Consider the following 25164-nt stretch of genomic DNA (forward strand, 5'->3'; position numbering starts at 1 on the left):
CGCCTATTGGAGAACCAGATCGGCTTGCAGGGCGCCGGCCGACTTGATGCCTTGCAGGATGGCAATGATGCCGTCCGGCTTGACGCCGAGGCGGTTCAGGCCGGAAACGAGGGTTTGCAGGTCTGGCCCGTCGAGCACCGCGACGCGGCCATTGGGCCGGCTGGCGTCGATGGCGGTGAACGGCTCGACGGCGGTTTCGCCCTTGGAGAAGGGTTCGGGCTGCACGACACGCGGCGCTTCCGTTATGCGCACCGTCAGCGTGCCGTGGCTGATGGCGACGCGCGAGATCTTGACGTCGTTGCCGATGACGATGGTGCCGGTGCGCTCGTCGATGACGACGCGGGCCGGCGTATCGGATTCGACCACCAGGTTTTCGATCTCGGCATAGAAGCGCGCGGCCGAAACGCCCTTCGGCCTTCTGATCTGCACCGTGCGGGAATCGCGCTCTCCCGCCACGCGCATGCCGAAGCGCTGGCTGGTATAGTCGTTGATCGCGTCGGCGATGCGGATGGCGGTCGAAAAATCGGGATTGCGCAATTGCAGCGTCAGCGTCGACTGGTCGTCGAATTCGGCCTTCACCGAACGCTCGACAATGGCGCCGTTCGGCACCCGGCCGGCGGTCGGCACGCCTTGCGTCAACTGCTGGGCCTGACCCTGGGCGATGAAGCCGGAAACGATGACCGCACCCTGGCCGACGGCATAGATTTCGCCGTCCGCCGCCTTCAGCGGTGTCATGATCAGCGTGCCGCCGGCAAGCGAGGTGGCGTCGCCCATCGAGGAGACGTCGATGTCGATGCGGGCACCCGATTGCACATAGGGCGGCATGTTGGCGGTGACGATGACGGCGGCGACGTTCTTGGCGCGCGCGCTGCCGCCTTCGGTGGCGATGCCGAGATTTTCCAACATGGCGCGGATCGACTGCTCGGTGAACGGCGAATTGCGCAGGCTGTCGCCCGAGCCGGCGAGGCCGATGACCAGGCCGTAACCGACGAGCTGGTTGTCGCGCGAACTCTGCAGCTGGGCGATGTCCTTGATGCGCGAGGCGACCTGGCCAGGCGGCAGCGAGCTTGGCCCGGGCGAAACGCGGAACATGCGGGTGGTGGTGGCCGGATCATATTCCGGATCATTGTCGACGCCGCCATTCCTGGCAGCGAGTTCGCGCTTGGCCTTGGGCGTCAGGCCGTCGGCCAGGGCCGGCTGCAGGCCGAGCGTGGCCGCGAGCAGAAGGGCAAGCAGGCGCATCATGAAGCGCTGACCTGGATGGTTCCGTCGGCCATCACGGTGCCGGAGAGGATCTTGCCGCTGTCGCTGTTGCGAACCTTGATGAGGTCGCCGGCCGAGCCTGGCTGCAAGGTCACCGCGGTCGCGGATATCGTCAGTCCGCCGGCGATGAAGAAGACTTGCACGGCAGCACCCTGTTCGACCAGCCAGGCTTCGCGGATGGCGGTGGAGGGAATGTAACGGCCGGGCAGCAGCGTGCGCTTGGCGACCTTGCCCTGGAGTTCTTCGGCACGGGTCGCCATGGCGTCGGGCTTGTGCTTGCCCGGGATGAGGGTCACCTGCTTCAGGGCGGCAAGCTCGATGGTCTCGCCGGGATAGATGACACGGTTGGGGATCAGCACGACCTCGCCGGCAGGCTGATTGCTGGCGATCTGGGTTGCCGATTGATTTGCCGATTCCTGAGCGAAAGCCGGCATGCCGCCGGACACCAGCGCCAGGATCAGCGCGGTGCGGCGGAATGCGGAGCAGGAGATCGGCATGGCCATCATCCCTTACCTGATGTTCTTGGAAACGACGGAGGCCATGTCGTCGGCGGCCTGGATCACCTTGGAATTCATCTCATAGGCGCGCTGCGCCGAGATCAGCTCGGTGATTTCCTTGACCGGATCGACGTTGGAAGCCTCGAGGTAGCCTTGCTGGATGCTGGCGAAACCGGGATCGCCGGGTACGCCGACATTGGCCGGGCCGGATGCCGTGGTTTCCTGGAAGAGATTGTCGCCGAGCGGCGCCAGACCTGCCTCATTGGCGAAGTTGGCGATCTGAAGCTGGCCGAGGCTCTGCAAGGCGGTCTGGCCGTCGATGCGGGCAAAAACCTCGCCGGTCTTGTTGACGATGACCTCAACGGCATTAACCGGTACTGTGATGGCCGGAATGACATTGGCCCCATCCACCGTCACCAGCTGGCCGGTGGCGTTGGTGTTGAAGGCGCCGGCGCGGGTGTAGAGCGTGCCGCCATCGGCGCCCTCGATCTGGAACCAGCCCCTGCCGGTCAGCGCCATGTCGAAACTGTTGCCGGTGCTGGTCAGTTCGCCCTGGGTGTGCACGTTGCGCACGGCCGTCGTCTTGACGCCGAGGCCGATCGAAACGCCCTCCGGCACCAGCGAAGCGTTGGAGCGGTTGGGCACGCCTTGCGTGCGGTCGACCTGGTAGAGCAGGTCGGAGAATTCGGCGCGCGCCCGCTTGTAGCCGGTGGTGTTGATGTTGGCGATGTTGTTGGCGATGACTTCCAGATTTGTCTGCTGGGCATTCATGCCGGTGGCGGCGATGGCAAGTGCTTTCATGCCCTAACTCCTCAAATACCCATTCGACTGACTTCGAGATAGGCCGAGACGACCTTGTCGCGGATGGCGACGGCGGTCTGAAGCGCCTGCTGTGCGCTCATCACGGCATCGACGACCTGGCGGGTGTCGGCATCGCCCTTGAGCGCCTGGAGCGACACCTGCTCGGCATTCTGCAGCGTGTTGACGGTCTTGGAGGCGGCCTGGCTCACCGCTTCGGCGAAGGAGGTACCGAGATTGCCGGCTGTCGCCGGCGCGACACCGCCCTGAAGCAGGTCGGTCGCCGTATCGCCCAGCCCGGGCTTAAGGTTAAGCGCGCCGATGCCATTCACGATCATTGGTTCCTCATCAGGTCGATGGTCATTGAAATGAGGTCGCGCGCCTGCTTCACGACTTGCAGGTTGGCCTCGTAGGAGCGGTTGGCCTCGGTCATGTCGGCCATTTCGATCAGTACGTTGACATTGGGCATCTTGACGTAACCCTTCTCGTCGGCGGCCTCGTTGCCGGGCTGGAATTCGATGGGAAAGTCACTCGGATCGCGATCGATCGAGTTCACTTCAACCGTCGAACTGCCGGAGGCCCGGTCAAGCTCGGAGACGAAGCTGATGGTCTTGCGGCGATAGGGGTCGGCACCGGGCGTGGTGCCGGTCGACTGGGCATTGGCGAGATTTTCCGAAACCACGCGCAGGCGCTCGGATTGGGCGCCGAGGCCGGATGCTGCGACTTTCAGGGCTGCGGTCAGCGCGTCCATATCAGCTCTTCACCGCCATCATCATCATCGAGTGGAAGGCCTTGACGATCGCTGTGTTGAGCTCGAAGGAGCGGCGCACCTCGCCGGCCTTGAGAAGCTGGTCTTCAAGCACGACGGTGTTCTTGGACGGCATCACCACGCCGTCATCTTCCTGCGGCTTGATGGTGAAGCCGGCATTGGTCGCGGCGCTGCCGAGATGGCCGGCCTCGGTGGTCTGCAGCGACACCGCGGTGCGGTCGAGCACCTTATCGAAGGGCTCGACATCGTTTGCCGTGTAGCCCGGCGTGTTGGCGTTGGCGATGTTGCCGGCGATCGCCGACTGGCGCACGGAAAGCCATTGCGCTTGCTTGGCGGCGAGATCGAAAAGGGAAACAGGCTCCATGGGAATCTCCGGGCATGTGCCCAAAGACTAGGCCGCCAGTCTTGCGCGGACCTTGCGGGCGACCGCGAGGCCGTACCGTGACGGCCTTACCTGGAAAGCTGGATCACCTGGTTGGTGCTGGTCAGCATGACCCATTTGCCGTTGCGCTGCTCGATCGACGACACCGTGCTTGAATCCGGCAGCGTCGAGCCGCGCTGGACGATCCACAGGCCGGTGTCGTCCTCGATCATGGCGCGGCCGTTGGCGACATGGACCATGCGGAATTTCGCGACATCGGCCGGGAAGGGCTGGTCGCCGGGCGGCTGTGCCGGGGTGGCGTCATCCTGCACCGTTCCCGTGGCGAACAGGTCGATGCTGGTGTTGGGAAGGTCCTTGGCGGTCAGCGGCGCGCTGCGCGAGGCGACCACGCCGCCGCCCTCGCGTCCCGAATTGGTACCGGTGCCGCCAAACTTGATCGCCTGAACGCCGAACTGCTCCGGGTTGAAGAAGATATACCAGGGAAACAGCGCGCAGATCAGACCGAGCGTGACGCCGAGCGCGGCGATGACGAAGTCGCTGCGCCGGTCAGGCTTCTTGCTCAATTTTGGAAACTGCGCCTTAGGCGGTTGCGGCCATTCGGTGACCGGAAACAGGCCGTCGATCAGCGATTCGCGGCTTGCCTGCGTCATCTCGGCAGGCTCGACGCGGGGAACCGCATGCATGGCGGGCACGGCAGCCTGAGCCAGAACAGGCTCGGATCTGGGTAGAGCCGGCTTGGCGGCCCTGGCCAGAACAGCCGCGGTCTTGGCGGCTATGGCGCTGGCGGCCTTTGCCTTGGCGGCCCTCTCCTCCGCGGCCCGGGCTTCCTCGGCGGCGTTCGCCTCGGCGATCATCTCGTTCAGGATGCGCTCGGTGTACTGGCGTTCAGTCTCCTGATTCGGCATTCAGCTTTCCCTTGAGATGGCGGGCGAGATCGGAGAACGGATCGCTCGACGGGCGGTCCCTGGGCGATTGCGTCAGCGCCTCGTAGATCAGCGGCACCTGGCGCACGGCAATGTCGAGCTCGGCGTCGGCGCCGCCCTGATAGGCACCGAGCAGGCGGATGTCGCGCGTGTCCTCGAAGCGGGAGATCATCGACTTCAGCCGCGTCACCAAAGCCCGCTGTTCGACACTCCAGGCCTTGCCGGCAAGGCGCGATATGGACGACAGCGGATTGACCGGCGGATAGCGGCCCTGTTCGGCGATCGCGCGATCGAGCACGACATGGCCGTCGAGGATGCCGCGCACGGAATCGGCGACCGGATCGTTGTGGTCGTCGCCGTCGACCAGCACGGAAATGATGGCGGTGATCGAGCCCTTGCCCTCCACGCCCGGTCCGGCGCGCTCGAGCAGCTTGGGCAGTTCGGTGAAAACCGAGGCGGGATAGCCGCGGGCGACCGGCGGCTCGCCGGTTCCCGTCGCCACCTCGCGCAACGCATGGGCGAAGCGGGTGATCGAATCCAGCACCAGGAGCACGCGGTGGCCCTGGTCGCGAAAGTGCTCGGCGACGCGCATAGCGGTGTCGGGCGCGCGCCGGCGCATCATGGCGCTCTCGTCGCTGGTGGCGACGACGGCCACGGTCTTGGCCATGCTGTCGCCGATCGTGTCCTCGAGGAATTCGCGGACCTCGCGGCCGCGTTCGCCGATCAGCGCCACGACGACGGTGTCGAACGCGTCGGCGCCGGCGAGCATGGCGAGCAGCGTCGACTTGCCGACGCCCGAACCGGCAAACACGCCCATGCGCTGGCCGAAGCAAAGCGGCGTGAAGATGTCGATGACCCTGACGCCGGTCATGAAGGCGGTGCCGACGCGCTGCCGTGCCATGGCACCGGGCGTCGTGGCGCTGCCCGACAGGTCGTCGCCCCTGATCAGCGGCGGGCCGCCATCGATCGCCCGGGTGAGCGCGTCGATGGTGCGGCCGCGCCATGAGCCGTGCGGCGCCACCGCGAGCGGTCCCCGGCGGAACACTGCGTCGCCGATACCGGCATCGGCGCTGCGTTCGAAGGGGGCGACGACGACCTCGTCGCGGCTGATCTTGACGACCTCGCCGCGGCGCGCGCCAGCCTGGCCGCGCTGTTCGACCATGTCGCCCAGCCTGGCGAAATCGGAAAGGCCGCGCACCTTGTAGTGCGTGGGCGTGACTTCGGTGACGAGACCGCCACGCTTGACCAGTTCGTCGGCGTTGCTGAAACGCCTGATAACCCGTTCCAACGCGGCCAGACGATCCTCCGGCGCCGGCTGGGGCTGTCTTTCGGGTGCGCGGATGGAGGACCGGTCTAGCGACATGCTACGACTTCGAGCCGAGCGTCTTGATCGCCTCGTCGGTGGAGGAATCGGTCTGCCGCATCAGGGCGGCGGTGTTCTCGAAGGCGCGCTGGACCATGATCAGCCGGGTCATCTCCAGCACCGGATTGACGTTGGATTCCTCGACGAAGCCCTGGGCGATGCCGACATCGGAACGATCGGTGACCGGCTCGGGGGTGTGCGCCGGTACGATGCCGGAATTGCCGTAACGCACGAAATTCTCGCCCGGGTCGAAATTGTAGAGGCCGATCGAGCCGACGAGTTGATCGTTCTGGCGCAGCGAGCCGTCGGCGCCGGCCTTGGGCGGGCCGTTGCGGGGGTCGAGCTGGATCGGCGCGCCGCCGGCGTCGAGCACCGGATGGCCCTCGATCGACATCAGCTCGCCATTCTCGTTCATCGAGAAGCGGCCGTCGCGGGTCATGACGGTGCCGGCCGGCGTGTCGATGGCGAACCAGGCGTCGCCCTGGATGGCGAAATCGAACGGATTGCCGGTCTCGGTCAGGGGGCCATGGGCGCCCGAAAGATAGGTCTTGCCCGACGAGGCGAAGGACACCGATTTCTGCCCGGTGCCCGACACCATGTCCTCGAATTTCACGCCGGTGGCGCGAAAGCCGACCGTGTTGGCGTTGGCGACATTGTCAGCGATCGTGTCGAGCCGGCGCTCGAGCGCCATCTGCGCGGAAAGGGCGACGTAGAGACTGTCTTGCATGATCAGAACTTCAACTTCTGCATGGCCATCATCAGGTCGGTGGAAATACCCGACGTGACTGGTTTGGCGAAGAGGACGCTGATGGACGACACCGCGGTGGAGGTCGGGTTGTTGATCTCGTACATGCTGGTGAAGCGGGTCAGGAACTTGGTGAGCTTCGCGGGATCGGTGAAATCCGTGAGGTCGAGCTTCTGCTCGAACAACTGCGCCTGCTTGTCGATGTCGGCGGTAGCGAAGGAATCAGGCAGACCCAGCGCGGTGCGCACGACGCTTGCGAGGGCCGTGTCGGCCAGCACGTCGTACCAGCTGGTGATGTCGGGCGCCTTGCGCTGGAAATAGAGCGCCAGCCGCACGCCCTCATTGGTCTGGCCGGCATCCTCCTCAAGGGTCTGGCGCAGGTACTTATCGACGGTCGGCTGCTGCGCAGGATTGATGGTGGTGGCGTTCTCGCCATTGGCCTCGAAATTGAAGGCCAAAGCCAGTCCCGCGTAAGCTGGGTTTGTCTGCTTGTTGGCGACGCTGGCAGGGTCGCTCACCTTACTTTGCAGGACCTGCTTGATCAGGTCCTTGTCCTCGGTCGCCGAGTCGAGACCGTATGCGGCCAGGGCATAGGTGTAGAGCCGGCTGTTCGACATCAGGTCGTCGACGGACTTCACCTTGGTGATGTTGGCGAGGTAGTAGGTCGTCTCGCCCTTCACATAGTCGGAGTTCGGATCGAGGCCGGCGATTTGCGCCTGCGTCGCGTAATTCTTCGTCACCAGCTGCTGCGCCTTGTTGTAGATTGTGGCGTCGGCGCCGTTGGCGGCGAAATTGAAGGCGCTGACGAACTGTGCGTAGCGCTTGTCGGTCAGCTTGTTGGCGAAACTGTTGGAATCCGAAACGCCTTCCTTGAGCGCTTTGACCATGAAGGCCTTGGCGTAATCCATGTCCTCGAGCCCATAGGCCTTCATGGCATATTTGAACAGCCGGTCATTGTTGACGAAATCGTCGATCGATTTCACCTTGGTGATGTTGGCGAGATAATATTGGGTGTCGCGATCGACCGTCGGCTGCTGCTCGATGCGGTCGATAGACTTGGCGATGTCCTTGGTGATCAACTGATAGCTGGTAAAGGTACTGAGCAACGTCATGCCTCCGGCCGAAGCTTAATATCGCGACAATAACCTCACTTCCTTGCGCGAAACTGAATCGCCCGACATTCGGTTTGATGGCAGGCCCGATTCAAGCCTCACACAAGGCACGGGGACTATCCCTTGCAGCCGACGTGAAATGCGGAAGGACCTGCCGTGGGCATTCTCATTGGACTTGTGGTGACGCTTGGCTGCGTCCTTGGCGGCTTCATGGCCATGGGCGGGCATCTGCACGTGCTGGTCCAGCCCTGGGAAGCCGTGGTCATCTGCGGCGCTGCACTGGGTACCTTCCTGGTCGCCAACCCGATGAAGACGGTCAAGGATACCGGCAAGGGCATTATCGAGGCCTTCAAGCAGGCGGTGCCGAAGGAACAGGATTATCTGGAAACGCTCGGCGTGCTGCACAGCCTGATGCGCGAATTGCGTTCGAAGTCGCGCAGCGAGGTCGAGGCGCATATCGACAATCCAGAAGAATCAGCCATCTTCCAGGCCTTTCCGACGGTGCTCAAGAATCACGATCTGATGAATTTCATCTGCGACTACTGCCGTATCATCATCATCGGCAATGCCCGCTCGCATGAGATCGAGGCGCTGATGGATGAGGAGATCCAGACGATCCGCTCCGACAAGATGAAGGCCTATCACGCGCTGGTCGCGGTCGGCGACGGCCTGCCGGCGCTGGGCATCGTCGCCGCCGTGCTCGGCGTGGTCAAGGCGATGGGCGCACTCGACCAGTCGCCGGAAATCCTTGGCGGCCTGATCGGCGCGGCACTTGTCGGCACCTTCCTCGGCATCTTCCTGTCCTATGCCGTGGTTGGGCCCGTCGCCACCAAGATCAAGACGGTGCGCGAGAAGAAGAACCGCCTCTACATCATCGTCAAGCAGACGCTGCTCGCCTACATGAACGGTGCGCTGCCGCAGGTGGCGATCGAATTCGGTCGCAAGACCATCTCATCCTATGAGCGGCCGACCATCGACGCCGTCGAGCAGAGCACGATGAACACCGGCAGCGCCGAGAAGAAGGCCGCTTGAGCGATGCACGACAGATCGGTGCCGACACGGTCATGACCAGTCCAGGCAGCCCCGCGCAAGCGCGCTCGTTGATCATCGAGCGTCTGGTCGGCGACAGCGGCGAGGCCGACCAGGTCATCGATGCCGGCCGTGCCATGGCCGAGCGCGCCGTGCCGCTGCTGCAGAAGGGGCTCGCGAGCGAGCTTGGCGTTCCCGTGATCGTCGACCTTAGGGCCGTCGAAGTCAGCCGCGTCCCCGAGGCGCGCTCGCGCGCCGGCGATAATTTCGCCATGACAATCGTCGGCTCGCCGGCATCCTCGGATGCGATGACGCTCGTCATCGACACTGCCGCGATCGCGATCCTGGTCTCCACGCTGTTTGGCGGCGATCCGGATATGCCGGCGTCGCCGATCGAGCGCGACCTGTCGCAGATCGAGGCCGATGTCTCGACCATGGTGTTCCAGGAGGTGGCGCAGGCGCTGAACGGATCGGGGCGGCGCTCGCTCGACCTGCGGCTGCCGGTGCCGCGGGCCATGTCCGGCATCGAGGCCCGACGGCATGTGCTGCGCGACGGTGCTGCCATCCGCATCGTCCTTGGCATCTCGACGCCGGTCGACAGCGGCTCGATCACGGTGACGATGCCGCAGCGTGTCGTGCTTGCCGGCCGCGACGGCACAGCCAGCGTCAGCGAAGAGGACCACAGCACCAGTTGGCGCGCGCGCTTTTCGGAAGAGGTGATGCGCTCGACGGTGGCGCTCGAAGCCACCATGCCGCTGGCGCGGCTGACGCTCGGCGACCTCGCCAATCTCGAAGTGGGCCAAGTCATCGACTTCGACGAAACGGCGCAATCACGGGCACGCCTCAGCGCCCGCGGCCAGACGCTGTTCGTATGCGAGTTCGGCAAACTGGGGCAGAATTACACCGTCCGAATCAGGCATCCCTTCGATGCCGGGCAAGATTTCATCGATGGGCTCATGCCGGCCGGTGCCGGGCGCGCCTGAGCTTTTGGAGACGATTAATGGCCAAGACCAAAGTGGAAGCAGAGCTCGACCAGCCGGACGAGCAGCTCGATCGCGCCATCGAGGAATTGCGCGGGGTCCTGCACGAAGAAGAACAGCGCCCAGACGCGGCGTTCAGGGCCGCGGCAGGCGCCAATTCCAGCGTCATCATGAACATCCCCGTCGATGTCCAGATTATCCTCGGCAGCACCGAGATGGCGGTTGCCGACCTGATGGCGCTGCAGAAGGGCTCGACCGTGGCGCTCAACCGCCGCATCGGGGAACCGGTCGATGTCGTGGTCAACGGCCGCAAGATCGCGCGCGGCGAGATCACCGTGCTCGAAAGCGACCCCTCGCGCTTCGGCATCAGGCTGACTGAAATCATCGCCGGCACGAAGGGCGCCTAGACATGGCTGGTGGGGCTTGCCGGTTGCAGCGGAGGCGAGAGGCAGCATGACGCCGCTGACGACCCTGACGCGCGCGCAGAAGGCGGCCGCCATATTGGTGGCGATGGGCAAGCCGTCCGCCAGCCGCCTCCTGAAATTCTTCAAGCAGGAAGAGCTGAAGGCGCTGATCGAGGGCGCGCGGCTGCTCAGGACCATCCCGCAGAGCGATCTCGAGCGCATCGTCGCCGAATTCGAGGCCGAGTTCACCGAGGGTGCTGGCCTGCTCGATTCCGCCGACAGGATGGATACCATCCTCAACGAATCGCTGTCGCCCGAAGAGATGAGCGCCATCATGGGCAACAAGAAGCCGGAGGCGGCACCCGAAGGGCCGCCGCCGATATGGCCCGATCTCGAAAAGCTCGAACCTTCGCGGCTGGGTGCTTTCCTGGCCGGCGAACATCCGCAGACGGCGGCCATGGTGCTGTCAAAGCTGGCGCCGCAGGCGGCGGCGAGCGTGCTTTTGACGCTGACGAAGCCGATGCGCGGCGAAATCATCAAGCGCATGGTGACGATGGCCAATGTTCCGGCCGCCGCTACCAGGATCGTCGAGAACCGGCTGCGCGCCAGCGTGCTGGCGGAAACCTCGACCAAGGACACTTCGGCCGGGCAGGCGCGCGTCGCCAGCGTGCTCAACGAGCTGGACAAGCCGCTGCTCGAGGAGGTCATGCAGGACCTGGAAGCCGCCGGCACGCCCGACCTCGACGGTGTGCGAGCCCGCCTGTTTGCTTTCGACGATCTGCCGCTGCTCACCCAGAAGGCGCGCGTGCTTCTGTTCGACGGGCTGTCGACCGAGCTCGTCACGCTGGCGTTACGCGGCACGTCGGCGGCGCTCGCCGAAGCGGTGCTGTCGGCGATCGGCGCGCGGTCGCGCCGCATGATAGAAGCCGAACTCGGCCAAGGGTCGGAAGGCGTTCCCGCCGCCGACATACAGGCGGCGCGCAAGACCATCGTGACGACCACCATCCGGCTGTCGCGCGAAGGCGCATTCGAACTCCCCTCGTCGCAGAACGCTGCCTAAGGCATGTCCGACGCCACCGACAAGGATTCGAAAACCGAAGAGGCGACGGAAAAGAGGGTCCGCGACACCATCGAGCAGGGCAAGCTGCCCCATTCGAGGGAAACCGCGATCCTCGCTTCCTTCGTCGCCATACTGGTGTTCACCGTCTTCTATGCCAAGGACGCGGTCATCAACCTCGGCATGTTCCTGTCGATGTTCCTCGAGAAGCCCGAGGCCTGGCCGATGGACACCGAGACCGATGTCATTGAGCTCTACAAGATCGTCATGCTGGAAGTAGGCCGCGCCGTCGTCAGCCTGCTGGTGCTTTTGACCGTCGCCGGCATCGGCGCCTCGGTGCTCCAGAACATGCCGCAATTCGTCGGCGAGCGGATCAGGCCGCAACTTTCGCGCATTTCGATCACCAAGGGCTGGACCCGGATGTTCGGCGCCCAGGGCTGGGTCGAGTTCCTGAAATCCCTAGCCAAGGTCGGCTTCGCCATCGCTGTGCTGACCTTCACGCTGTCGGAGGATCACCGCAAGCTGCTTGCCGGAATGATCACCAATCCCGTCGCTTTCGGCCTCGTCATCCGCGGCATCGCGGTCGACATACTGGTGGCGATCGTCTTCGTCATGGGACTGATCGCGGCGATCGACATCGTCTGGTCGCGCTTCCACTGGAAGCAGGACCTGCGCATGAGCAAGCAGGAGGTCAAGGACGAATTCAAGCAGTCCGAGGGCGACCCGATCGTCAAGTCGCGGCTGCGCTCGCTGGCGCGCGACCGGGCGCGCAAGCGGATGATGACGGCGGTGCCGCGCGCGACGCTGATCATCGCCAACCCGACCCACTTCTCGATCGCGCTGAAATATGTGCGCGACGAGGATTCGGCACCGCTTGTGGTGGCCAAGGGGCAGGATCTGGTCGCGCTGAAAATCCGCGAGATCGCCAAGGAGCACAACATCCCGATCTTCGAGGACGTGGCGCTCGCCCGCTCCATGTACAAGCAAGTTTCGGTCGATAATGTGATCCCGTCGCAATTCTACCAGGCCGTCGCCGAACTGGTGCGGATCGTCTACTCGAAAAAGGCTGAGCGCAGACAGATTTCATGAACCGCCAACCGCACGCAAAATCCCGCGAGATCATCGTCGCCAGCGCCATCGAGCAAGTGGTCGGCGAACTGAGGCTGATCGATGTCGCCGACTACATCGCCTTCATCCGGCTGGAGCATTTCGCCTGCCTGTCGGACTTGGTCGATTCAGCGGTGGAGCTGTTCTTCATGCCCGGCACCCTCAGGCTCGGCCATGGCGGCGAGGCGCATGTCGACTGGAGCGGCAGCCCGCGCATCGTGCTCGATCTGGAATTGAGGCCACCCGGCGTGACTGTCTATTTCCAGCTGACGCTGAGCGAGGCCGGCAACTCGGTCGCGGTCAATTACGTGTCGTTCGAAAAGCCCGGCGAGGACCCCGAGCACAATACGGCACTACTGGAAGCGGTGATCGAACAGGCCCGGATACGCAAAGTCGAGCCGCTGGCGTTCTGAGGTCAGTCGATATTCAGGTGAGGCCGGCCTGCAAATGGCGGCTCCCTGCGCTTCCGGTGCTCACGTACCCAAAAGTACGCTCCGCTCCGGTTCTCGGAATCCACCATTTTCGGCTCGCCCTGACCTGAATCTCAACAGACCTCACTACTCGATCAAACCGAGCCGCAGCGCCTTGGCGACTGCCTGGTTGCGGTTGACGGCGTTGAGCTTCTGCGTCGACTGGGTCAGATACTGGTTGGCCGTGTGGACCGACAGCTTCAAGAGCCGCGCGATCTCCTCGCTGGTGTTGCCGTTGGCGGTCAGCTTCAGGCATTCGAGTTCGCGCTTGGAGATGGCGCGCATCTTGCCGGTGTCACCGGGACGGATACGCGCGACAGCGGCGAACAGGGAGAAGCAGCGGGCGTGGATTTCGTAGAGCGTATCCTGCGGCAGCGCGATCTCTGATCCCAGGAAGACGACGAGGCCGCACTGGCCGCGATCGGCGTGGACAGGAAAGGCGATGCCGCTGGTGCCGGGCGCCAGCGGCGCCATCTGCGCGGTCCAGGCGAGGTTGCCGAACATTTCGGCCATCGCCGCCATGCCGTCATCCGTCCACCAGCGTGGCTCGGTCGAGTTGTGGGTGTGGCGCACGATCTCCTCGCCATTGGCTCCCGAGATGAACTTGGTCGCCACGGCAATGCCGGGATAGTCGGAATCAAAGCACGGGACCAGCCGCGCCCGCTCCGGCGACGGGCTGACGAAGTACAGACCGAAGGCCGAGGCGTTGATGTCGACGGATATCCAGCGGCAGCGGCGAACGGCATCGGGAACGGTGACGGCATGATGCGTTTCGGAGCCAAGCGAGAAGGCGCCGAACGGGCTGCGCTGCTCGTTGAAAAGGGCCTCCGCGGCGTCCTTGATGTCGGCGTGTTTCAAATGATGCCACTCCTGATCGCCGTGGCGATGGCCATCGCACGGTTCGAGGCCGCGAATTTCTGGATGGCGTGGGTGATGTAGCTGTTGACGGTGTTGGAGGACACGCCAAGGATGACCGCGACCTCATCGGTGGTCTTGCCTTCCGAGACCCAGAACAGGCATTCGCGCTCACGGTCCGACAGCGGATCCTGCATCGCAGCCGCGGCGATCAGCTGCGGAATATGCGAGAGCGCGTAGCAGCATTTCAACTGCGCCCTCATCAGCGACGGCTGGTCGATCTGGCCGGCCGTCGCTGATGAGAACAGGGCAAACAGGCGCTGGCGGCCGACATTCAGCCTGAGCGAGTAGATTTCGGCATGGCCGAGCACGTCGAGAAGGCGGGCCTCTTCGCCGGAGACCAACCCGTCGGCATCGGGCGCTTCCGTGGCCACCAGTGGTCGCGGGCGGATGCCGGGCGCGACGGTGAGCGCGCCCTGGGCAAGGCTGGCGATCAGCCGCTTGCCGGTCAGTTCTATGGCGTCGAAGATCCAATTCGACGAGACGATGCGCGCGTCGTTGCGGTCCTGGTCGTGGACGATGGCGACCAGCATGTAGCTGTCGGCGCCGATCTCGGCGGTCAGCTCCATGAAGAAGCTGGTCAAATCACCGCGCGACGTCAGGCGCGAGCCCAATGTGTCGGATTGAAGAAGCGCGGCGGGACTGCTCATTCTTGTTGCTTTTGGCCGGAATCGTTTCTGCTGCCCGGATGCTGGAGGCCAGCCGCCGAACCCTAAAACGCGTTACTTTCACGAGACGCACACGAGGCGCGGCGCCGCGCCCAACCAGACGGAATCCATTTAGGGAACGCGAAGACATCCGCGTCTGGCGCCGGAACACTCCGGAACGTGAGACTTTGGGTGGTCGCCGCGCCCCCCGAGGACCGGCTGATTCGGGTCTAATCTACCCGCAGATGAATCCGACATCAAACGCGATTTGACAAAATCGAATCCGGTGGACTCGCGTGCGACTCAGAGGTCGATTTTCGTGGCTTTCGCGCGTGTGAAAATGCCGGGACTGTGCAAGCCGGCCATATCGGCGCTCTGTCCGTTGCGATAGATTCGCAAGTGCCGAAGGGGTGGGCACCTCCGGCAATGGAGTTCGTAGCTGCATTACGGCCGCGGTCGTCGCGGCGGTGCCATACGGGCTCCTGGCATCTTTGGTTTCGGGGGAAACGATGAGCGATTCATTTCGGGAAGTTACGTCAGTCTCGTGGTTCGGGCGGATCAAGCGCGCGGTTGGCGGTGTCATCTTCGGCCTGCTGCTGATCGTGCTGATGGTGATCGGGCTGTTCTGGAACGAGGGCCGCGCGGTGCAGACGGCGCGTTCGCTGGCCGAAGGCGCCGGTGCCGTGGTTTCGATCAACACCGACAGCGTCGATGCCGGCAATGACGGAAAGCTGGTGCATGTCAGTGGGCCGGTGACGGCCGATAGCGGCCTGTCTGATCCGGATTTCGGCATCGCCGCGCAAGGGCTGCGGCTGTCGCGCAGCGTCGAGATGTTTCAGTGGAAGGAAGAGTCCAAATCCGAGACCACCAAGAAGCTTGGCGGCGGCGAGGAAACGGAGACCACCTACAGCTATTCCAGGGTGTGGGACGACAAGCAGATCGACTCGTCGGACTTCAAGAAGCCGGACGGCCATCAGAACCCGCCAATGGCGATTCACAGCCGCGCCTTCCAGATTCCGCAGGGCAAGCTTGTTGCCTTCGATCTGGATACGCCGGTGCTGGATCGTATCGAGGGCGACAAGGACTACTCGCTGTCGGCCAATCAGACGGCGGCGATCAAGGCCGCCTATACCGGGACGAAGCCGCTCAGCATCGTCGATGGCAAGATCTATCTCGGCAGTGACAACACGACGCCCGCATTGGGCGACTACCGCATCGGCTACGAACTGGCGCCGCTCGGCGTGATCAGCATCGTCGCGCGCCAGGCCGGCAGCCGGTTCGAACCCTACCAGACGCGAGCCGGCGATGCGCTGCTGATGGTCGATACCGGCCTGGTGCCGGCCGACAAGATGTTCGCCGAGGCGGTGAGCGCCAACACGCTGATCACCTGGCTGCTGCGCGCCGGTGGCCTTTTGCTGCTGACGATCGGCTTTGCCCTGTTCCTCAGCCCGATCGGCGTCATCCTCGACGTCATCCCGTTCCTCGGCAGCATGGCGCGGATGGGAACAGGCGTCATCGCCTTCTTCCTGGCGATCCTGGTTGGCACGACGACGATCGCGATTGCCTGGTTCTGGTATCGGCCGGTGCTGGCGGCGGGCATACTGGCGGCCGGCGTCATCGCGGCGGCGGCGGTCTATTATCTCGGCCGCTCGCGCAAGGCGGCCGCACCAATGGCGACGCCAAGCGCCGGTGCCGCAACGTAGCTTGAAAAAAGGGCGGCTATGCCGCCCTTTTTTGCTCCGTGCCAGCCCTATACTCCCGGGCAGGCTTACCGGTCCTCGAAACCGGTCAGCACGCCGACGGCGTTGATGCCGATCTCCTCGACGGCGTAGCCGCCCTCCATGACGAACAGGGTCGGCAGGCCGAGCCTGGCGATGCGACGGCCGATCTTGGGATAGTCCGGGCTTTTCAGCTTGAACTGGCTGATTGGATCCTTCTCGAAAGTGTCGACGCCGAGCGAGACGATGACGATGTCGGGCGCGTAGGCGGCGAGCTTGCCACAGGCATCCTCCAGCGAGGCGCTCCAGGCGTCCCAGTCGGTGCCGAAGGGCATGGGATAGTTGATGTTGAAGCCTTCGCCGGCGCCGGCGCCGCGTTCATCGGCATGGCCGAGGAAGAACGGATACTCGACCATCGGATCGCCATGCAGGTTGAGGACCTGCACGTCGGCGCGGTCGTAGAAGATCTCCTGCGTGCCGTTGCCGTGGTGGTAGTCGACGTCGAGGATGGAGACCCGTTTGGCGCCCTGGTCAAGGAACCACTGCGCGGCGACCGCGGCGTTGTTGATGTAGCAATAGCCGCCCATGAAGCCGGCACCCGCGTGATGGCCGGGCGGACGGCAGAGCGCGAAGGCCGACCTCTCGCCGCCCTTGACCAGGCCGGCTGCGGTCAGCGCCACGTCATAGGATGATTTGATCGCGGCCCAAGTGCCTTCGACGAAGGTGGCGCCGGCATCGAAGGAATAGTAGCCGAGCAGCGCATCGACGCGCTTCGGCGGCACGTCGCCGCGCAGGCCGCGCGTCGGCCAGGTGAAGGGCATGGCCGTGCCCTCGTGACCGGAGGCCACCCATTGCGGCCAGACCGTCGGCAGGAAGTCGATGTAGTCCGATTTGTGGATGCGCTTGGCCGCGGCAAGATCGTGCTCGAGCGGCAGCACGATCGGACCGAGATTCTCGCTCTCGACCCGCGCCTTGATGAATTCGGCCCGCGAGGGTTTTTCAAAACCCGGCACGATGGCTGAGGTGACCAGTTCCATCTGGCCGGCATGGCCAGCATGAAGCGGCGAATAGACAGTCTTCATGAAGTTCCTCTCGAAATGCGAAATCAGTCCAGGTTGAGATAGGGGCTCACCAGGGCGAGCCACATGGCTTCGACATCGTCCTCGATGAGGTCGAATGTCCTGCGATCTCTCTTCAGTCCGACCAGCCGGCAGGCGTGCCCGACCTCCATCATCACCAGGCCGAGCCGTTTGGCGATCTTGTCTTCGAGAGTAGGATTCACATGCCGCAGCCAGGCGGCGTAGAGCGCGATGATCTGTTCGTCATATTCGTCCTGGATAGGCCTGAGATCGGCGTTGCCTGAAATGGCCTCGATCACCGGCATCAGGGTCGCGTTCTCGATATAGATACTGGACGTGTCGATGAAGAGCTTGCGCACTTCGCGCCTGAATTCCTCGCGGTTGGTGGGCCGCGGGACCTTGATGCGCTTCTCGATCACCTCGGGAAAGGAGGACAGCCAGCGCCGGGCGAGATCCAGAAGAATGGCCTCCTTGTTGGGAAAGTACTGGTAGACCGAACCGACCGACAGGCCGGCGCGCTGCGCGATGGCGAGCGTCGTCGGCGTCCTGGTCCCTTGCTCCCGCGTCAAGATCAGGGCCGCATCGAGAATCCGGTCGACCACCTTGCTCGACCGTTGCTGCCGAGGCTGCTTGCGCGGCTCGAGCGCTATCCTGGTTTTGCGGTCGAGACTGCGCTTCACTGCTCGATGTCCTCGTTCCCCGCCTGGTCCCAACACAGGCGCAGGGTGCCGTCCACAATACATTCTAAATTCCGCATGTTGACAAACGCGAATAATCAGTCGCATTCTTTATCCACGCTGTCCCCAGGGATAACAAGGGGAATTTCGGAGGCAGCGGACTGGCATCGTTTTTTGTTCCGTGGCGCCGCTCCGGTGGAGTGGCAGGTCGTTGAGCGCAGGGCTGTCGGTCTCAGTCGGTCATCAAAAGCGCGGAGTCGCGATGTCTGTTACGGGTGCGGGTCACAATGCGGATCTGATCGTCATCAACGGTCGTGTGCTGACCATGGACGATGGCAATCCCGTAGCCGAGGCCGTTGCCGTCAAGGACGGCGCCATCATGGCCGTTGGCAGCCGCGCCGCCATCGAAGAGCTCAAGGGGCCCGCCACAAAGGTGATCGACGCCAAGGGCGGTTCGGTCCTGCCCGGTTTCATCGAAGCCCATATGCATCTGTTCTCGGGAGGGGCCGAGCTCGCGCATCTTCAGCTTGGCGGTGTCCATGGCTTCGAAGCGCTGCAAAAGGCGATCCGAGACTATGCGTCGGCTAAGCCGAACGCGAAAATGCCGAACGCGAAAATGTTGGTCGGGCAGGGCGTCGACTACACCGTGCTCGGCAGCGAGCGGGTGACGCGTCACCATCTCGACGCCATTTTACCCGATCGCCCCTTCTGCATGGCCGCGCCCGATCACCACACAATGTGGGCCAACACCAAGGCGTTGGATATGGCCGGCATCCTGCATGGGCGCACTCTCGGTCCGGGCAATGAGATCGTCATGGGCGAGGATGGCCTGGCAGCGGGCGAACTGCGCGAGGGCGAAGCCTTCGGCCCGGTGCTCGACCTTGCCGGCGAAAGCCGGGTGCGGCTGGGGCTGGCGACCGGCGGCGAGCCGGATCCGATGCCGTCAGCGGCCGAGCGCGCCGCCGACCGCGACATCATGCGGCGCGGCCTCGCCTGGTGCGCGCGCCACGGCATCACCTCGATCCAGAACATGGACGGCAATCTCTACCAGCTCGAATTGCTGGCCGAAATCGAGGGCGAGGAAGGCTTGCCCTGCCGCGTGCAGATCCCCTTCCACTACAAGAATTTCATGACGCTCGACATGCTCGACAAGGCCTCCGTCATGACTGAGCGCTACAACAGCGAGTGGCTGTCTTCGGGCATGGTCAAGGTGTTTTACGACGGCGTGCTCGATTCCTGGACCGCTGTCATGGTCGAGCCCTATGCTGATCGTCCCGACTGGGTCGGCGAGCCGCTGTTCACGCCGCAACAGTTCATCGACCTGGCTGTCGCCGTTGACAAGCGTGGACTGCAGATCGCGGTCCACTCGATCGGCGACGGCGCGGTGCGCGCCGTGCTCGACGGCTATGAGGCGGCGCAAAAGGCCAATGGCAAGCGCGACAGCCGTCATCGCATCGAACATATCGAGGTCACCACCACATCGGACGTGCCGCGCTTTGCCGAACTTGGCGTCATCGCTTCGATGCAGCCGCCGCATCCGCCCGGCGCCATGGATTTCCCGCTGGAGCCGACCGTGTCGCGCATCGGGCCGGCCCGCTGGCCGCTGAGCTACGCCTGGCGCACCCTGAAGAATGCCGGTGCGCATGTCGTCTTCGCTTCGGACTGGCCGGTGTCGCCGATCGATCCGATCCTGGGCATTCAGGCTGCATTGATGCGCAAACCATGGGCAGCAAGCGATCCGGACCAGAGTTTTTCGCTGCAGGAATCGATCGCCGCCTACACGGTCGAGGGCGCTTACGCGGAATTCGCCGAGCACTGCAAGGGCACGCTGAAATCAGGCTATATGGCCGATCTGGTAGTTCTGTCTAATGACATTGAGAAGACGGCGCCGGCCGATCTGCACAAGGTGCGGCCGGTGACGACGATTTGCGGCGGCAAGGTCACCTATCAGGCCTGACAATGGCATGAGGCTTGCCGGCTAAAGACGGACTGAACTGTGATTCAATGCCGGGCTTGCCAACCTACCGGGCGTGTGGTCACATCGAACAGGGGAACAGCTCCGCCAGCAAGAGCGGGGTCAACAGTGAGGCGTAATCGTGCCGGACAAACCGGATCGGAATGCGATTGAAGTAGTAAACGTCAGTAAAATTTTCGGATCGGGTGAAGGGCAGGTCGCTGCCCTAGACAAGGTCTCGGTATCCATTCGCGAGAACGAGTTCTTCACGCTGCTGGGACCGTCCGGTTGCGGCAAGACCACCCTGTTGCGGCTGATCGCCGGCTTCGACTTTCCAACCGCCGGTGAAATCCTGCTCTACGGCCAGGACATCGCGCCATTGCCGCCCTTCAAGCGGCCGGTCAACACCGTCTTCCAGTCCTATGCGCTGTTCCCGCACATGACGGTGGCCGACAATATCGGCTTCGGCCTGGAGATGCTGGGCAAGCCCAAGGCCGAGATCAAGGCGCGCGTCGCCGAGATGCTCAAGCTGGTCAAGATGGAAGCGCTGGCCGGCCGCCGCACGGCTCAGATTTCGGGAGGCCAGCAGCAGCGCGTGGCGTTGGCCCGGGCGCTCGCGCCGCAGCCGAAAGTGCTGTTGCTCGACGAACCGCTCTCGGCACTCGACTACAAGCTGCGCAAGGAGATGCAGATCGAGTTGAAGCGGCTGCAGCATGAGACCGGCATCACCTTCATCTTCGTCACCCATGACCAGGAAGAAGCGCTGACCATGTCGGACCGCATCGCGGTGATGTCGTCGGGCAAGATCCTGCAGGTCGGCTCGCCCTGGGATATCTACGACAAGCCGGCGGAACGCTTCGTCGCCGACTTCATCGGCGAAACCAATTTCCTCACCGCCGCCATATCGGGTACCGGCAACGGCAAGGCGCGCGCGACGCTCAAATCCGGCACGACCATCGAGGCAACCGTTGCCGAAGGCTTCCAGCCGAAGGACAACGCCACCGTGGTGGTGCGGCCCGAGCATGCCAAGCTGACCAAGGACAAGGGCGACCTGTCGGGCACGGTCGAGAACATCGTCTATTTCGGCACCGACACGCATATCCATGTCCAGCTCGACAGCGGCGAGGCCTTCACCGTGCGCCAGCAAAACACGCGGACCGCGGGCTGCGGTTTCGAGCGCGGCGACAAGGTCGGCATCCTGATCGGCAATGACGCCGCGCAAGTGCTGAGGGACTGATGGCCACCGCGGAAGAAGTCGCCAAGGCCGCGGAACGGCGTGATGTCCGTGACCGCTGGCTGTTGTCAGCGCCAGCGCTGCTGGTCATCCTGCTCGCCGCGACCGGGCCGTTGCTGATCGTGCTCGTCTACTCGTTCCTGACGCCCGGCGCCTATGGCGACGTGAAATGGCAGTTCTCGCCCGACGCCTGGACATCGGTGTTCCTGGAACGCGACATTTTCGACGACACGCTTTCGCTCGCGGCGGCGCATGTCACCATCTTCTGGCGCTCGATCAAACTCGCCATAGTGACGACGCTGGCGACCTTGGCGCTCGGTTTCCCGACCGCCTACTTCATGGCCACGCGCAGCGAGAAGACCAGGGATCTCTGGCTGTTCCTGATCACCATCCCGTTCTGGACCAACCTCCTGATCCGGACCTTTGCGGTGCTGCAGATCATCCGCAACGAAGGCATCATCAACACGATCCTGCTCAAACTCGGCATCATCTCGGCGCCGATCCAGATCCTCTACACCGACACGGCGATCCTGATCGGCATGGCCTATGTCTACCTGCCGCTGATGGTGCTGCCGATCTATGCCAGCATGGAGAAGCTCGATTTTCGCCTGGTCGAGGCGGGCTATGACCTCTACGCGACGCGCTTCAAGGTGCTGCGCAAGATCATTTTCCCGCTGGTCAAACCCGGCGTCATCGCCGGCTCGATCCTGGTCTTCATTCCCGCGCTGGGCGCCTATGTGACGCCGAGCGTGCTTGGCGGCGGCAAGAACATGATGCTGTCCAACCTGATCGAATTGCAGTTCGGGCAGGGCCGCAACTGGCCGCTTGGCTCGGCGCTGTCGATTACGGTGATGATCATCGTCATGGTGGCGCTGCTGGCCTATGTGCGCAATGCCGGAAAGTCGGGGGTGCGGCATGGCTAGCAACTTCTCCATCAAGCACCAACCGGGCTTCACGACGATCGCGGCGACCTGTTTCGTCGTGCTCTACCTGCCGATCGTGGTGCTGGTGATCTATGCCTTCAACGCGGCGACCTCGACCTCCGAATGGGGCGGCTTTTCGCTGAAATGGTTCCAGTCGGCATACCAGAACACTCAGGTCATCGACGCGACGCTGCGCTCGTTCCAGATCGGCTCCATCGCGGCGGTGCTGTCGACGATCTTTGCCACCATGGCCGCGCTCGCCACCACGCGCACCGCCTCCTATCCCGGCCTCACCTTCAAATACGCGGCGATCAACCAGCCGCTGATGGTACCCGAGATCGTCACCGGCGTGGCGCTGCTGATCTTCTTTTCGCGCATCAAGATCTTCACCGGCTATTCCGGCATCGGCTACCTGGTCGCCGCGCATACGGCGTTCTGCATTCCGTTCGCCTATCTGCCGATCCGGGCGCGGCTGGAGAATATGGACCTGACGCTAGAGCGCGCCGCCGCCGATCTCTACGCCACACCGTGGAAGACTTTCCGACGCATCACGCTGCCGCTTTTGTGGCCCGGCATCCTCGCCGGCCTGATGCTGGCCTTCGTCATCTCGCTTGATGATGTGGTCATCACCGAGTTCGTCAAATCGGGCGGCCAGGACACGCTGCCCACCTACATGCTCGGCCAGATCCGCCGCGGCATCACACCCGAGATCAACGCGATATCGACCGCTTTCCTGCTGCTTTCGGTCGCGATCGTCACGTTGTTTTTCTTCGTCAGCAGGAAACGAGACTGAAACCGATAATGGGAGTTAGAACGATGAACTGGAAGACAACAGCGAGCGCCATGGGATTGGCGCTGCTCGCTTCGACGGGCTTGGCCCGTGCCGAAGGCGTGCTCAACATCTACAATTGGGGCAACTACACCAGCCCCGACGTGATCAAGAAGTTCGAGGACAAATACAACATCAAGGTGACCATCACCGACTACGATTCCAACGACACCGCGCTCGCCAAGGTCCGCCAGGGCGGCACCGGCTTCGACATCGCCGTGCCGTCGCAGACCTATGTGCCGATCTGGATCAAGGAAGGTCTCGTGCTCGAAACCGATCCGGGCAAGATGGAGAACTTCAAGAACGTCGCGCCGGAATGGGCCAATCCCGACTTCGACCCCGGCCGCAAATATTCGGTGCCGTGGGCGCTGGGCACCGTCGGCGTCGTCGTCAACACCGATACCTACAAGGGACCGGCCGACAGCTGGGGTATCATCTTCAACACGCCGGACGAGTTGAAGGGCAAGGTCAATGTCGTTCCCGAGATGAATGACGTCATCTTCGCGGCGATCAAATATGTCGGCGGTCAGCAGTGCACCGACGACAAGGCGGTGCTGAAGAAGGTGCGCGACACGCTGGTCGCGGCCAAGCCGAACTGGATCGCGATGGAGTACAACACCATCGAGAAGATGGGCGCCGGCGACTTCAAGGCCACCAGCGACTGGAACGGTTCGGCGCTGCGCCAGCGGCTGGCCAATCCGGCCATCCACTACAATTATCCGAAGGAAGGCTACGGCCTGTGGAGTGATAACGTCGTCGTTCTGAAGGAAGCCAAGAACGTCGAAAACGCCAAGCTGTTCCAGAACTTCATCATGGATCCGGAAAACGCTGCCGGCCTCTCGGCCTTCCACCGCTACGCCAACGCCATCACTGGCTCGGACAAATACATGCCGGCCGACATGAAGGATGCGCCGGAGGTCGTCATTCCGGCGGACGCCAAGCCGAAAGGCGAATTCCAGAAGATGTGCGCGCCGGAAATCCAGGACATCTACACCAAGATCTGGACCGAACTGCAGAAGTAATCGCTGCATGCCAGACCCGGCGGCATACGCCGCCGGGTCTTTTCTTTCCGGGAATGGCCTTTCATGGACTCCTATCGCAACAGCGACCCGCGGCCGCCGATCATGCAGGGCTCGCCGCCGGCCATGGTGCCGCCAAGGCTCGACTGGGACCGGCCGCCATGGAACCGCTGGGCGTTCCAGCACATCAGGGAAATTCTGCCGACCGCCGAAGTCTGGCGCGGCAATGGCCACCGCCATCGTCTCGAACGCGCCGAGGTCGATCTCGATGCTCTGGCGGTCGAGGACAGCGAGGGCAGGCCCTCGACGCTCGCCGGATTGCTCGACGAGACCTATACGGATGGTTTCCTAGTGCTCAAGAACGGCAAGGTCGCCTATGAGCGCTATTTCAACGGTATGGACGAGCGCACGCTGCATCTGTCGCAATCGATGGCCAAGTCGATCACCGGTTCGGTGTTCGGCATATTGGCCGGGCGCGGCCTGATCGATCCGGCCAGGCCGGTCACCGACTATCTGCCGGAACTCGGCGCCACCGGCTGGGCCGGCGCCAGCGTCCAGCATGTGCTCGACATGACGACGGGCGTGCGTTTCTCCGAAGAATACACCGACCGCTATTCCGATATCGGACAGGTCGATGTCGCGACCGGCTGGAAGCCGGTGCCGCCGGGCAGCGATCCGGACTTTCGCTGGCCCTCGCATATGTTCGAGCTGATCCTGAGCTTGAAGGACACGATCCGGCCGCATGGCGCCCAGTTCCAATACCGCTCGATCGAGACCGATGTGCTTGCCTTCCTCATGGAGCGAGTGACCGGCAAGCGGCTGGCGCAGTTGGTGTCGGAAGAACTCTGGCAAAAGCTCGGCGCCGACGAAAGCGCCTGCTTCACCGTCGACAGCGCCGGCTATGCGCTGGCCGATGGTGGCTTCAACGCGACCCTGCGCGACTATGGCCGCTTCGGCCAGCTGATCCTCGACAATGGCGGCGGCATCGTGCCGGCCGACTGGATCGAGGCGACACGCAATGGCAGGCATGGGCCGGACTTCAGTCCCAGCCTGCCCGAGGGCAGCTACCGCAACCAGTTCTGGATCGAGGACGCGCGCTCGCGTGCGCTGATGTGCCGGGGCGTGTTCGGGCAGATGATCCATATCGACTGGAACACAGGAATGGTCGTGGTGAAGCTTTCGACCTGGCCGGATTTCAGCAATCTCGCCTATTCCACGGCGACGCTGAAGGCGGTGCACGCCATCGCCGCCGCACTGCTCTAAGCCGCCC

The 25164-nt window shown here is 63.5% G+C and carries 27 protein-coding genes; 13 read left to right on the forward strand and 14 right to left on the reverse strand.

Features of this window, described 5'->3' with window-relative positions:
• Positions 1 to 3: 3 nt before the first annotated feature.
• The 10 genes from AC04SF_RS27890 to AC04SF_RS27935 all read right to left on the reverse strand — a co-directional run bounded on the left by AC04SF_RS27890 (position 4) and on the right by AC04SF_RS27935 (position 7852).
• Complete coding sequence (locus AC04SF_RS27890) at positions 4 to 1245, reverse strand: flagellar basal body P-ring protein FlgI (protein ID WP_095199332.1); 1242 nt, start codon at positions 1243 to 1245, stop codon at positions 4 to 6.
• The gene (gene flgA, locus AC04SF_RS27895) at positions 1242 to 1766 is read right to left on the reverse strand and encodes a flagellar basal body P-ring formation chaperone FlgA (RefSeq protein WP_488480385.1); all 525 of its coding nucleotides are present in this window, start codon (positions 1764 to 1766) and stop codon (positions 1242 to 1244) included. The genes AC04SF_RS27890 and flgA overlap by 4 nt, the downstream gene beginning before the upstream one ends.
• Positions 1767 to 1772: 6 nt before the next feature.
• The gene (flgG, locus tag AC04SF_RS27900; protein WP_096449814.1) at positions 1773 to 2561 is read right to left on the reverse strand and encodes a flagellar basal-body rod protein FlgG; all 789 of its coding nucleotides are present in this window, start codon (positions 2559 to 2561) and stop codon (positions 1773 to 1775) included.
• An 11-nt stretch (positions 2562 to 2572) separates the two neighbouring features.
• Positions 2573 to 2896: a flagellar hook-basal body complex protein FliE gene (gene fliE, locus AC04SF_RS27905; RefSeq protein ID WP_172224748.1), complete on the reverse strand. Its 324-nt coding sequence runs from the start codon at positions 2894 to 2896 to the stop codon at positions 2573 to 2575.
• Positions 2893 to 3309: a flagellar basal body rod protein FlgC gene (flgC, locus tag AC04SF_RS27910; RefSeq protein WP_027045477.1), complete on the reverse strand. Its 417-nt coding sequence runs from the start codon at positions 3307 to 3309 to the stop codon at positions 2893 to 2895. The genes fliE and flgC overlap by 4 nt, the downstream gene beginning before the upstream one ends.
• 1 nt (position 3310) lies before the next feature.
• Complete coding sequence (flgB, locus tag AC04SF_RS27915; protein WP_096449812.1) at positions 3311 to 3691, reverse strand: flagellar basal body rod protein FlgB; 381 nt, start codon at positions 3689 to 3691, stop codon at positions 3311 to 3313.
• 86 nt (positions 3692 to 3777) lie between these two features.
• Entirely contained in the window at positions 3778 to 4614 is an 837-nt protein-coding gene (locus tag AC04SF_RS27920; RefSeq protein ID WP_488480386.1) for a hypothetical protein, read from the reverse strand.
• Positions 4595 to 5995, reverse strand: a complete 1401-nt coding sequence (gene fliI / locus AC04SF_RS27925) for a flagellar protein export ATPase FliI (protein WP_488480387.1) — start codon at positions 5993 to 5995, stop codon at positions 4595 to 4597. Before fliI ends, AC04SF_RS27920 begins: the two co-directional genes overlap by 20 nt.
• A 1-nt stretch (position 5996) precedes the next feature.
• Entirely contained in the window at positions 5997 to 6722 is a 726-nt protein-coding gene (gene flgF / locus AC04SF_RS27930; RefSeq protein WP_096449806.1) for a flagellar basal-body rod protein FlgF, read from the reverse strand.
• 2 nt (positions 6723 to 6724) lie between these two features.
• Positions 6725 to 7852 carry a DUF1217 domain-containing protein gene (locus AC04SF_RS27935; RefSeq protein ID WP_488480388.1) on the reverse strand — a complete coding sequence of 376 codons (1128 nt, stop codon included), beginning with the start codon at positions 7850 to 7852 and terminating at the stop codon, positions 6725 to 6727.
• Positions 7853 to 8008: 156 nt separating this feature from the next.
• On the opposite strand from AC04SF_RS27935, the gene motA reads away from it, so the two are divergent.
• Genes motA through AC04SF_RS27965 form a run of 6 tightly spaced genes read left to right on the forward strand, consistent with a single transcriptional unit; the run spans position 8009 to position 12842 of the window.
• Entirely contained in the window at positions 8009 to 8884 is an 876-nt protein-coding gene (motA, locus tag AC04SF_RS27940) for a flagellar motor stator protein MotA (RefSeq protein ID WP_488480389.1), read from the forward strand.
• A gap of 32 nt (positions 8885 to 8916) precedes the next feature.
• Positions 8917 to 9864 carry a FliM/FliN family flagellar motor switch protein gene (locus AC04SF_RS27945; protein ID WP_488480470.1) on the forward strand — a complete coding sequence of 316 codons (948 nt, stop codon included), beginning with the start codon at positions 8917 to 8919 and terminating at the stop codon, positions 9862 to 9864.
• 17 nt (positions 9865 to 9881) lie between these two features.
• Positions 9882 to 10268 carry a flagellar motor switch protein FliN gene (fliN, locus tag AC04SF_RS27950; RefSeq protein WP_015315922.1) on the forward strand — a complete coding sequence of 129 codons (387 nt, stop codon included), beginning with the start codon at positions 9882 to 9884 and terminating at the stop codon, positions 10266 to 10268.
• Positions 10269 to 10314: 46 nt separating this feature from the next.
• Positions 10315 to 11325: a flagellar motor switch protein FliG gene (locus tag AC04SF_RS27955; RefSeq protein WP_488480390.1), complete on the forward strand. Its 1011-nt coding sequence runs from the start codon at positions 10315 to 10317 to the stop codon at positions 11323 to 11325.
• Positions 11326 to 11328: 3 nt separating this feature from the next.
• On the forward strand, positions 11329 to 12411 hold the full coding sequence (gene flhB / locus AC04SF_RS27960; protein WP_488480391.1) for a flagellar biosynthesis protein FlhB: 1083 nt from the start codon (positions 11329 to 11331) through the stop codon (positions 12409 to 12411).
• Complete coding sequence (locus AC04SF_RS27965; RefSeq protein WP_488480392.1) at positions 12408 to 12842, forward strand: hypothetical protein; 435 nt, start codon at positions 12408 to 12410, stop codon at positions 12840 to 12842. The genes flhB and AC04SF_RS27965 overlap by 4 nt, the downstream gene beginning before the upstream one ends.
• Positions 12843 to 12986: 144 nt before the next feature.
• Here the strand turns inward: AC04SF_RS27965 and AC04SF_RS27970 are convergent, their stop codons facing one another.
• Both AC04SF_RS27970 and AC04SF_RS27975 read right to left on the reverse strand, forming a co-directional pair.
• Positions 12987 to 13757, reverse strand: coding sequence for a helix-turn-helix transcriptional regulator (locus AC04SF_RS27970; RefSeq protein WP_096449796.1), 771 nt, complete (start codon positions 13755 to 13757; stop codon positions 12987 to 12989).
• A complete protein-coding gene (locus AC04SF_RS27975; protein ID WP_096449794.1) occupies positions 13754 to 14464 on the reverse strand; it encodes a helix-turn-helix transcriptional regulator in 711 nt (236 codons plus the stop codon). Before AC04SF_RS27975 ends, AC04SF_RS27970 begins: the two co-directional genes overlap by 4 nt.
• 506 nt (positions 14465 to 14970) lie before the next feature.
• Here AC04SF_RS27975 and AC04SF_RS27980 point away from each other — a divergent pair.
• Complete coding sequence (locus AC04SF_RS27980) at positions 14971 to 16164, forward strand: TMEM43 family protein (protein ID WP_488480393.1); 1194 nt, start codon at positions 14971 to 14973, stop codon at positions 16162 to 16164.
• A 65-nt stretch (positions 16165 to 16229) separates the two neighbouring features.
• On the opposite strand, the gene AC04SF_RS27985 is transcribed toward AC04SF_RS27980, so the two are convergent.
• The gene (locus AC04SF_RS27985) at positions 16230 to 17261 is read right to left on the reverse strand and encodes a histone deacetylase family protein (protein WP_488480394.1); all 1032 of its coding nucleotides are present in this window, start codon (positions 17259 to 17261) and stop codon (positions 16230 to 16232) included.
• Positions 17262 to 17284: 23 nt separating this feature from the next.
• Positions 17285 to 17938 (reverse strand): TetR/AcrR family transcriptional regulator, encoded by a 654-nt coding sequence (locus tag AC04SF_RS27990; RefSeq protein WP_488480395.1) that lies wholly within the window; start codon positions 17936 to 17938, stop codon positions 17285 to 17287.
• A 259-nt stretch (positions 17939 to 18197) separates the two neighbouring features.
• Here AC04SF_RS27990 and AC04SF_RS27995 point away from each other — a divergent pair, with 259 nt between their 5' ends.
• From AC04SF_RS27995 to AC04SF_RS28020, 6 genes are all read left to right on the forward strand, one after another.
• Complete coding sequence (locus AC04SF_RS27995) at positions 18198 to 19892, forward strand: amidohydrolase (RefSeq protein ID WP_488480396.1); 1695 nt, start codon at positions 18198 to 18200, stop codon at positions 19890 to 19892.
• 139 nt (positions 19893 to 20031) lie between these two features.
• On the forward strand, positions 20032 to 21126 hold the full coding sequence (locus AC04SF_RS28000) for an ABC transporter ATP-binding protein (protein WP_096449784.1): 1095 nt from the start codon (positions 20032 to 20034) through the stop codon (positions 21124 to 21126).
• Positions 21126 to 22046 (forward strand): ABC transporter permease, encoded by a 921-nt coding sequence (locus AC04SF_RS28005; protein ID WP_096449782.1) that lies wholly within the window; start codon positions 21126 to 21128, stop codon positions 22044 to 22046. Before AC04SF_RS28000 ends, AC04SF_RS28005 begins: the two co-directional genes overlap by 1 nt.
• The gene (locus AC04SF_RS28010) at positions 22039 to 22839 is read left to right on the forward strand and encodes an ABC transporter permease (protein WP_095199313.1); all 801 of its coding nucleotides are present in this window, start codon (positions 22039 to 22041) and stop codon (positions 22837 to 22839) included. The genes AC04SF_RS28005 and AC04SF_RS28010 overlap by 8 nt, the downstream gene beginning before the upstream one ends.
• 23 nt (positions 22840 to 22862) lie before the next feature.
• Positions 22863 to 23897 carry an ABC transporter substrate-binding protein gene (locus AC04SF_RS28015; protein WP_096449780.1) on the forward strand — a complete coding sequence of 345 codons (1035 nt, stop codon included), beginning with the start codon at positions 22863 to 22865 and terminating at the stop codon, positions 23895 to 23897.
• Between the two features lie 63 nt (positions 23898 to 23960).
• On the forward strand, positions 23961 to 25157 hold the full coding sequence (locus tag AC04SF_RS28020) for a serine hydrolase domain-containing protein (RefSeq protein WP_488480397.1): 1197 nt from the start codon (positions 23961 to 23963) through the stop codon (positions 25155 to 25157).
• Positions 25158 to 25164: the final 7 nt, after the last annotated feature.

It is taken from the genome of Mesorhizobium sp. CNPSo 4671, assembly GCF_057784245.1.

Excerpts from the sequence above, each read along its gene's own strand:
- AC04SF_RS28015 (WP_096449780.1), top strand. The coding sequence starts at position 22,863 with ATGAACTGGAAGACAACAGCGAGCGCCATGGGATTGGCGCTGCTCGCT.
- flgC (WP_027045477.1), bottom strand. The coding sequence starts at position 3,309 with ATGGACGCGCTGACCGCAGCCCTGAAAGTCGCAGCATCCGGCCTCGGC.
- flhB (WP_488480391.1), top strand. The coding sequence starts at position 11,329 with ATGTCCGACGCCACCGACAAGGATTCGAAAACCGAAGAGGCGACGGAA.
- AC04SF_RS27890 (WP_095199332.1), bottom strand. The coding sequence starts at position 1,245 with ATGATGCGCCTGCTTGCCCTTCTGCTCGCGGCCACGCTCGGCCTGCAG.
- AC04SF_RS27965 (WP_488480392.1), top strand. The coding sequence starts at position 12,408 with ATGAACCGCCAACCGCACGCAAAATCCCGCGAGATCATCGTCGCCAGC.
- flgF (WP_096449806.1), bottom strand. The coding sequence starts at position 6,722 with ATGCAAGACAGTCTCTACGTCGCCCTTTCCGCGCAGATGGCGCTCGAG.
- fliI (WP_488480387.1), bottom strand. The coding sequence starts at position 5,995 with ATGTCGCTAGACCGGTCCTCCATCCGCGCACCCGAAAGACAGCCCCAG.
- AC04SF_RS27975 (WP_096449794.1), bottom strand. The coding sequence starts at position 14,464 with ATGAGCAGTCCCGCCGCGCTTCTTCAATCCGACACATTGGGCTCGCGC.
- fliE (WP_172224748.1), bottom strand. The coding sequence starts at position 2,896 with ATGATCGTGAATGGCATCGGCGCGCTTAACCTTAAGCCCGGGCTGGGC.
- flgB (WP_096449812.1), bottom strand. The coding sequence starts at position 3,691 with ATGGAGCCTGTTTCCCTTTTCGATCTCGCCGCCAAGCAAGCGCAATGG.
- AC04SF_RS27945 (WP_488480470.1), top strand. The coding sequence starts at position 8,917 with ATGACCAGTCCAGGCAGCCCCGCGCAAGCGCGCTCGTTGATCATCGAG.
- flgG (WP_096449814.1), bottom strand. The coding sequence starts at position 2,561 with ATGAAAGCACTTGCCATCGCCGCCACCGGCATGAATGCCCAGCAGACA.
- AC04SF_RS27980 (WP_488480393.1), top strand. The coding sequence starts at position 14,971 with ATGAGCGATTCATTTCGGGAAGTTACGTCAGTCTCGTGGTTCGGGCGG.
- AC04SF_RS28010 (WP_095199313.1), top strand. The coding sequence starts at position 22,039 with ATGGCTAGCAACTTCTCCATCAAGCACCAACCGGGCTTCACGACGATC.
- AC04SF_RS27920 (WP_488480386.1), bottom strand. The coding sequence starts at position 4,614 with ATGCCGAATCAGGAGACTGAACGCCAGTACACCGAGCGCATCCTGAAC.
- flgA (WP_488480385.1), bottom strand. The coding sequence starts at position 1,766 with ATGGCCATGCCGATCTCCTGCTCCGCATTCCGCCGCACCGCGCTGATC.
- fliN (WP_015315922.1), top strand. The coding sequence starts at position 9,882 with ATGGCCAAGACCAAAGTGGAAGCAGAGCTCGACCAGCCGGACGAGCAG.
- AC04SF_RS27935 (WP_488480388.1), bottom strand. The coding sequence starts at position 7,852 with ATGACGTTGCTCAGTACCTTTACCAGCTATCAGTTGATCACCAAGGAC.
- AC04SF_RS27955 (WP_488480390.1), top strand. The coding sequence starts at position 10,315 with ATGACGCCGCTGACGACCCTGACGCGCGCGCAGAAGGCGGCCGCCATA.
- AC04SF_RS28020 (WP_488480397.1), top strand. The coding sequence starts at position 23,961 with ATGGACTCCTATCGCAACAGCGACCCGCGGCCGCCGATCATGCAGGGC.
- AC04SF_RS27985 (WP_488480394.1), bottom strand. The coding sequence starts at position 17,261 with ATGAAGACTGTCTATTCGCCGCTTCATGCTGGCCATGCCGGCCAGATG.
- AC04SF_RS28005 (WP_096449782.1), top strand. The coding sequence starts at position 21,126 with ATGGCCACCGCGGAAGAAGTCGCCAAGGCCGCGGAACGGCGTGATGTC.
- AC04SF_RS27995 (WP_488480396.1), top strand. The coding sequence starts at position 18,198 with ATGTCTGTTACGGGTGCGGGTCACAATGCGGATCTGATCGTCATCAAC.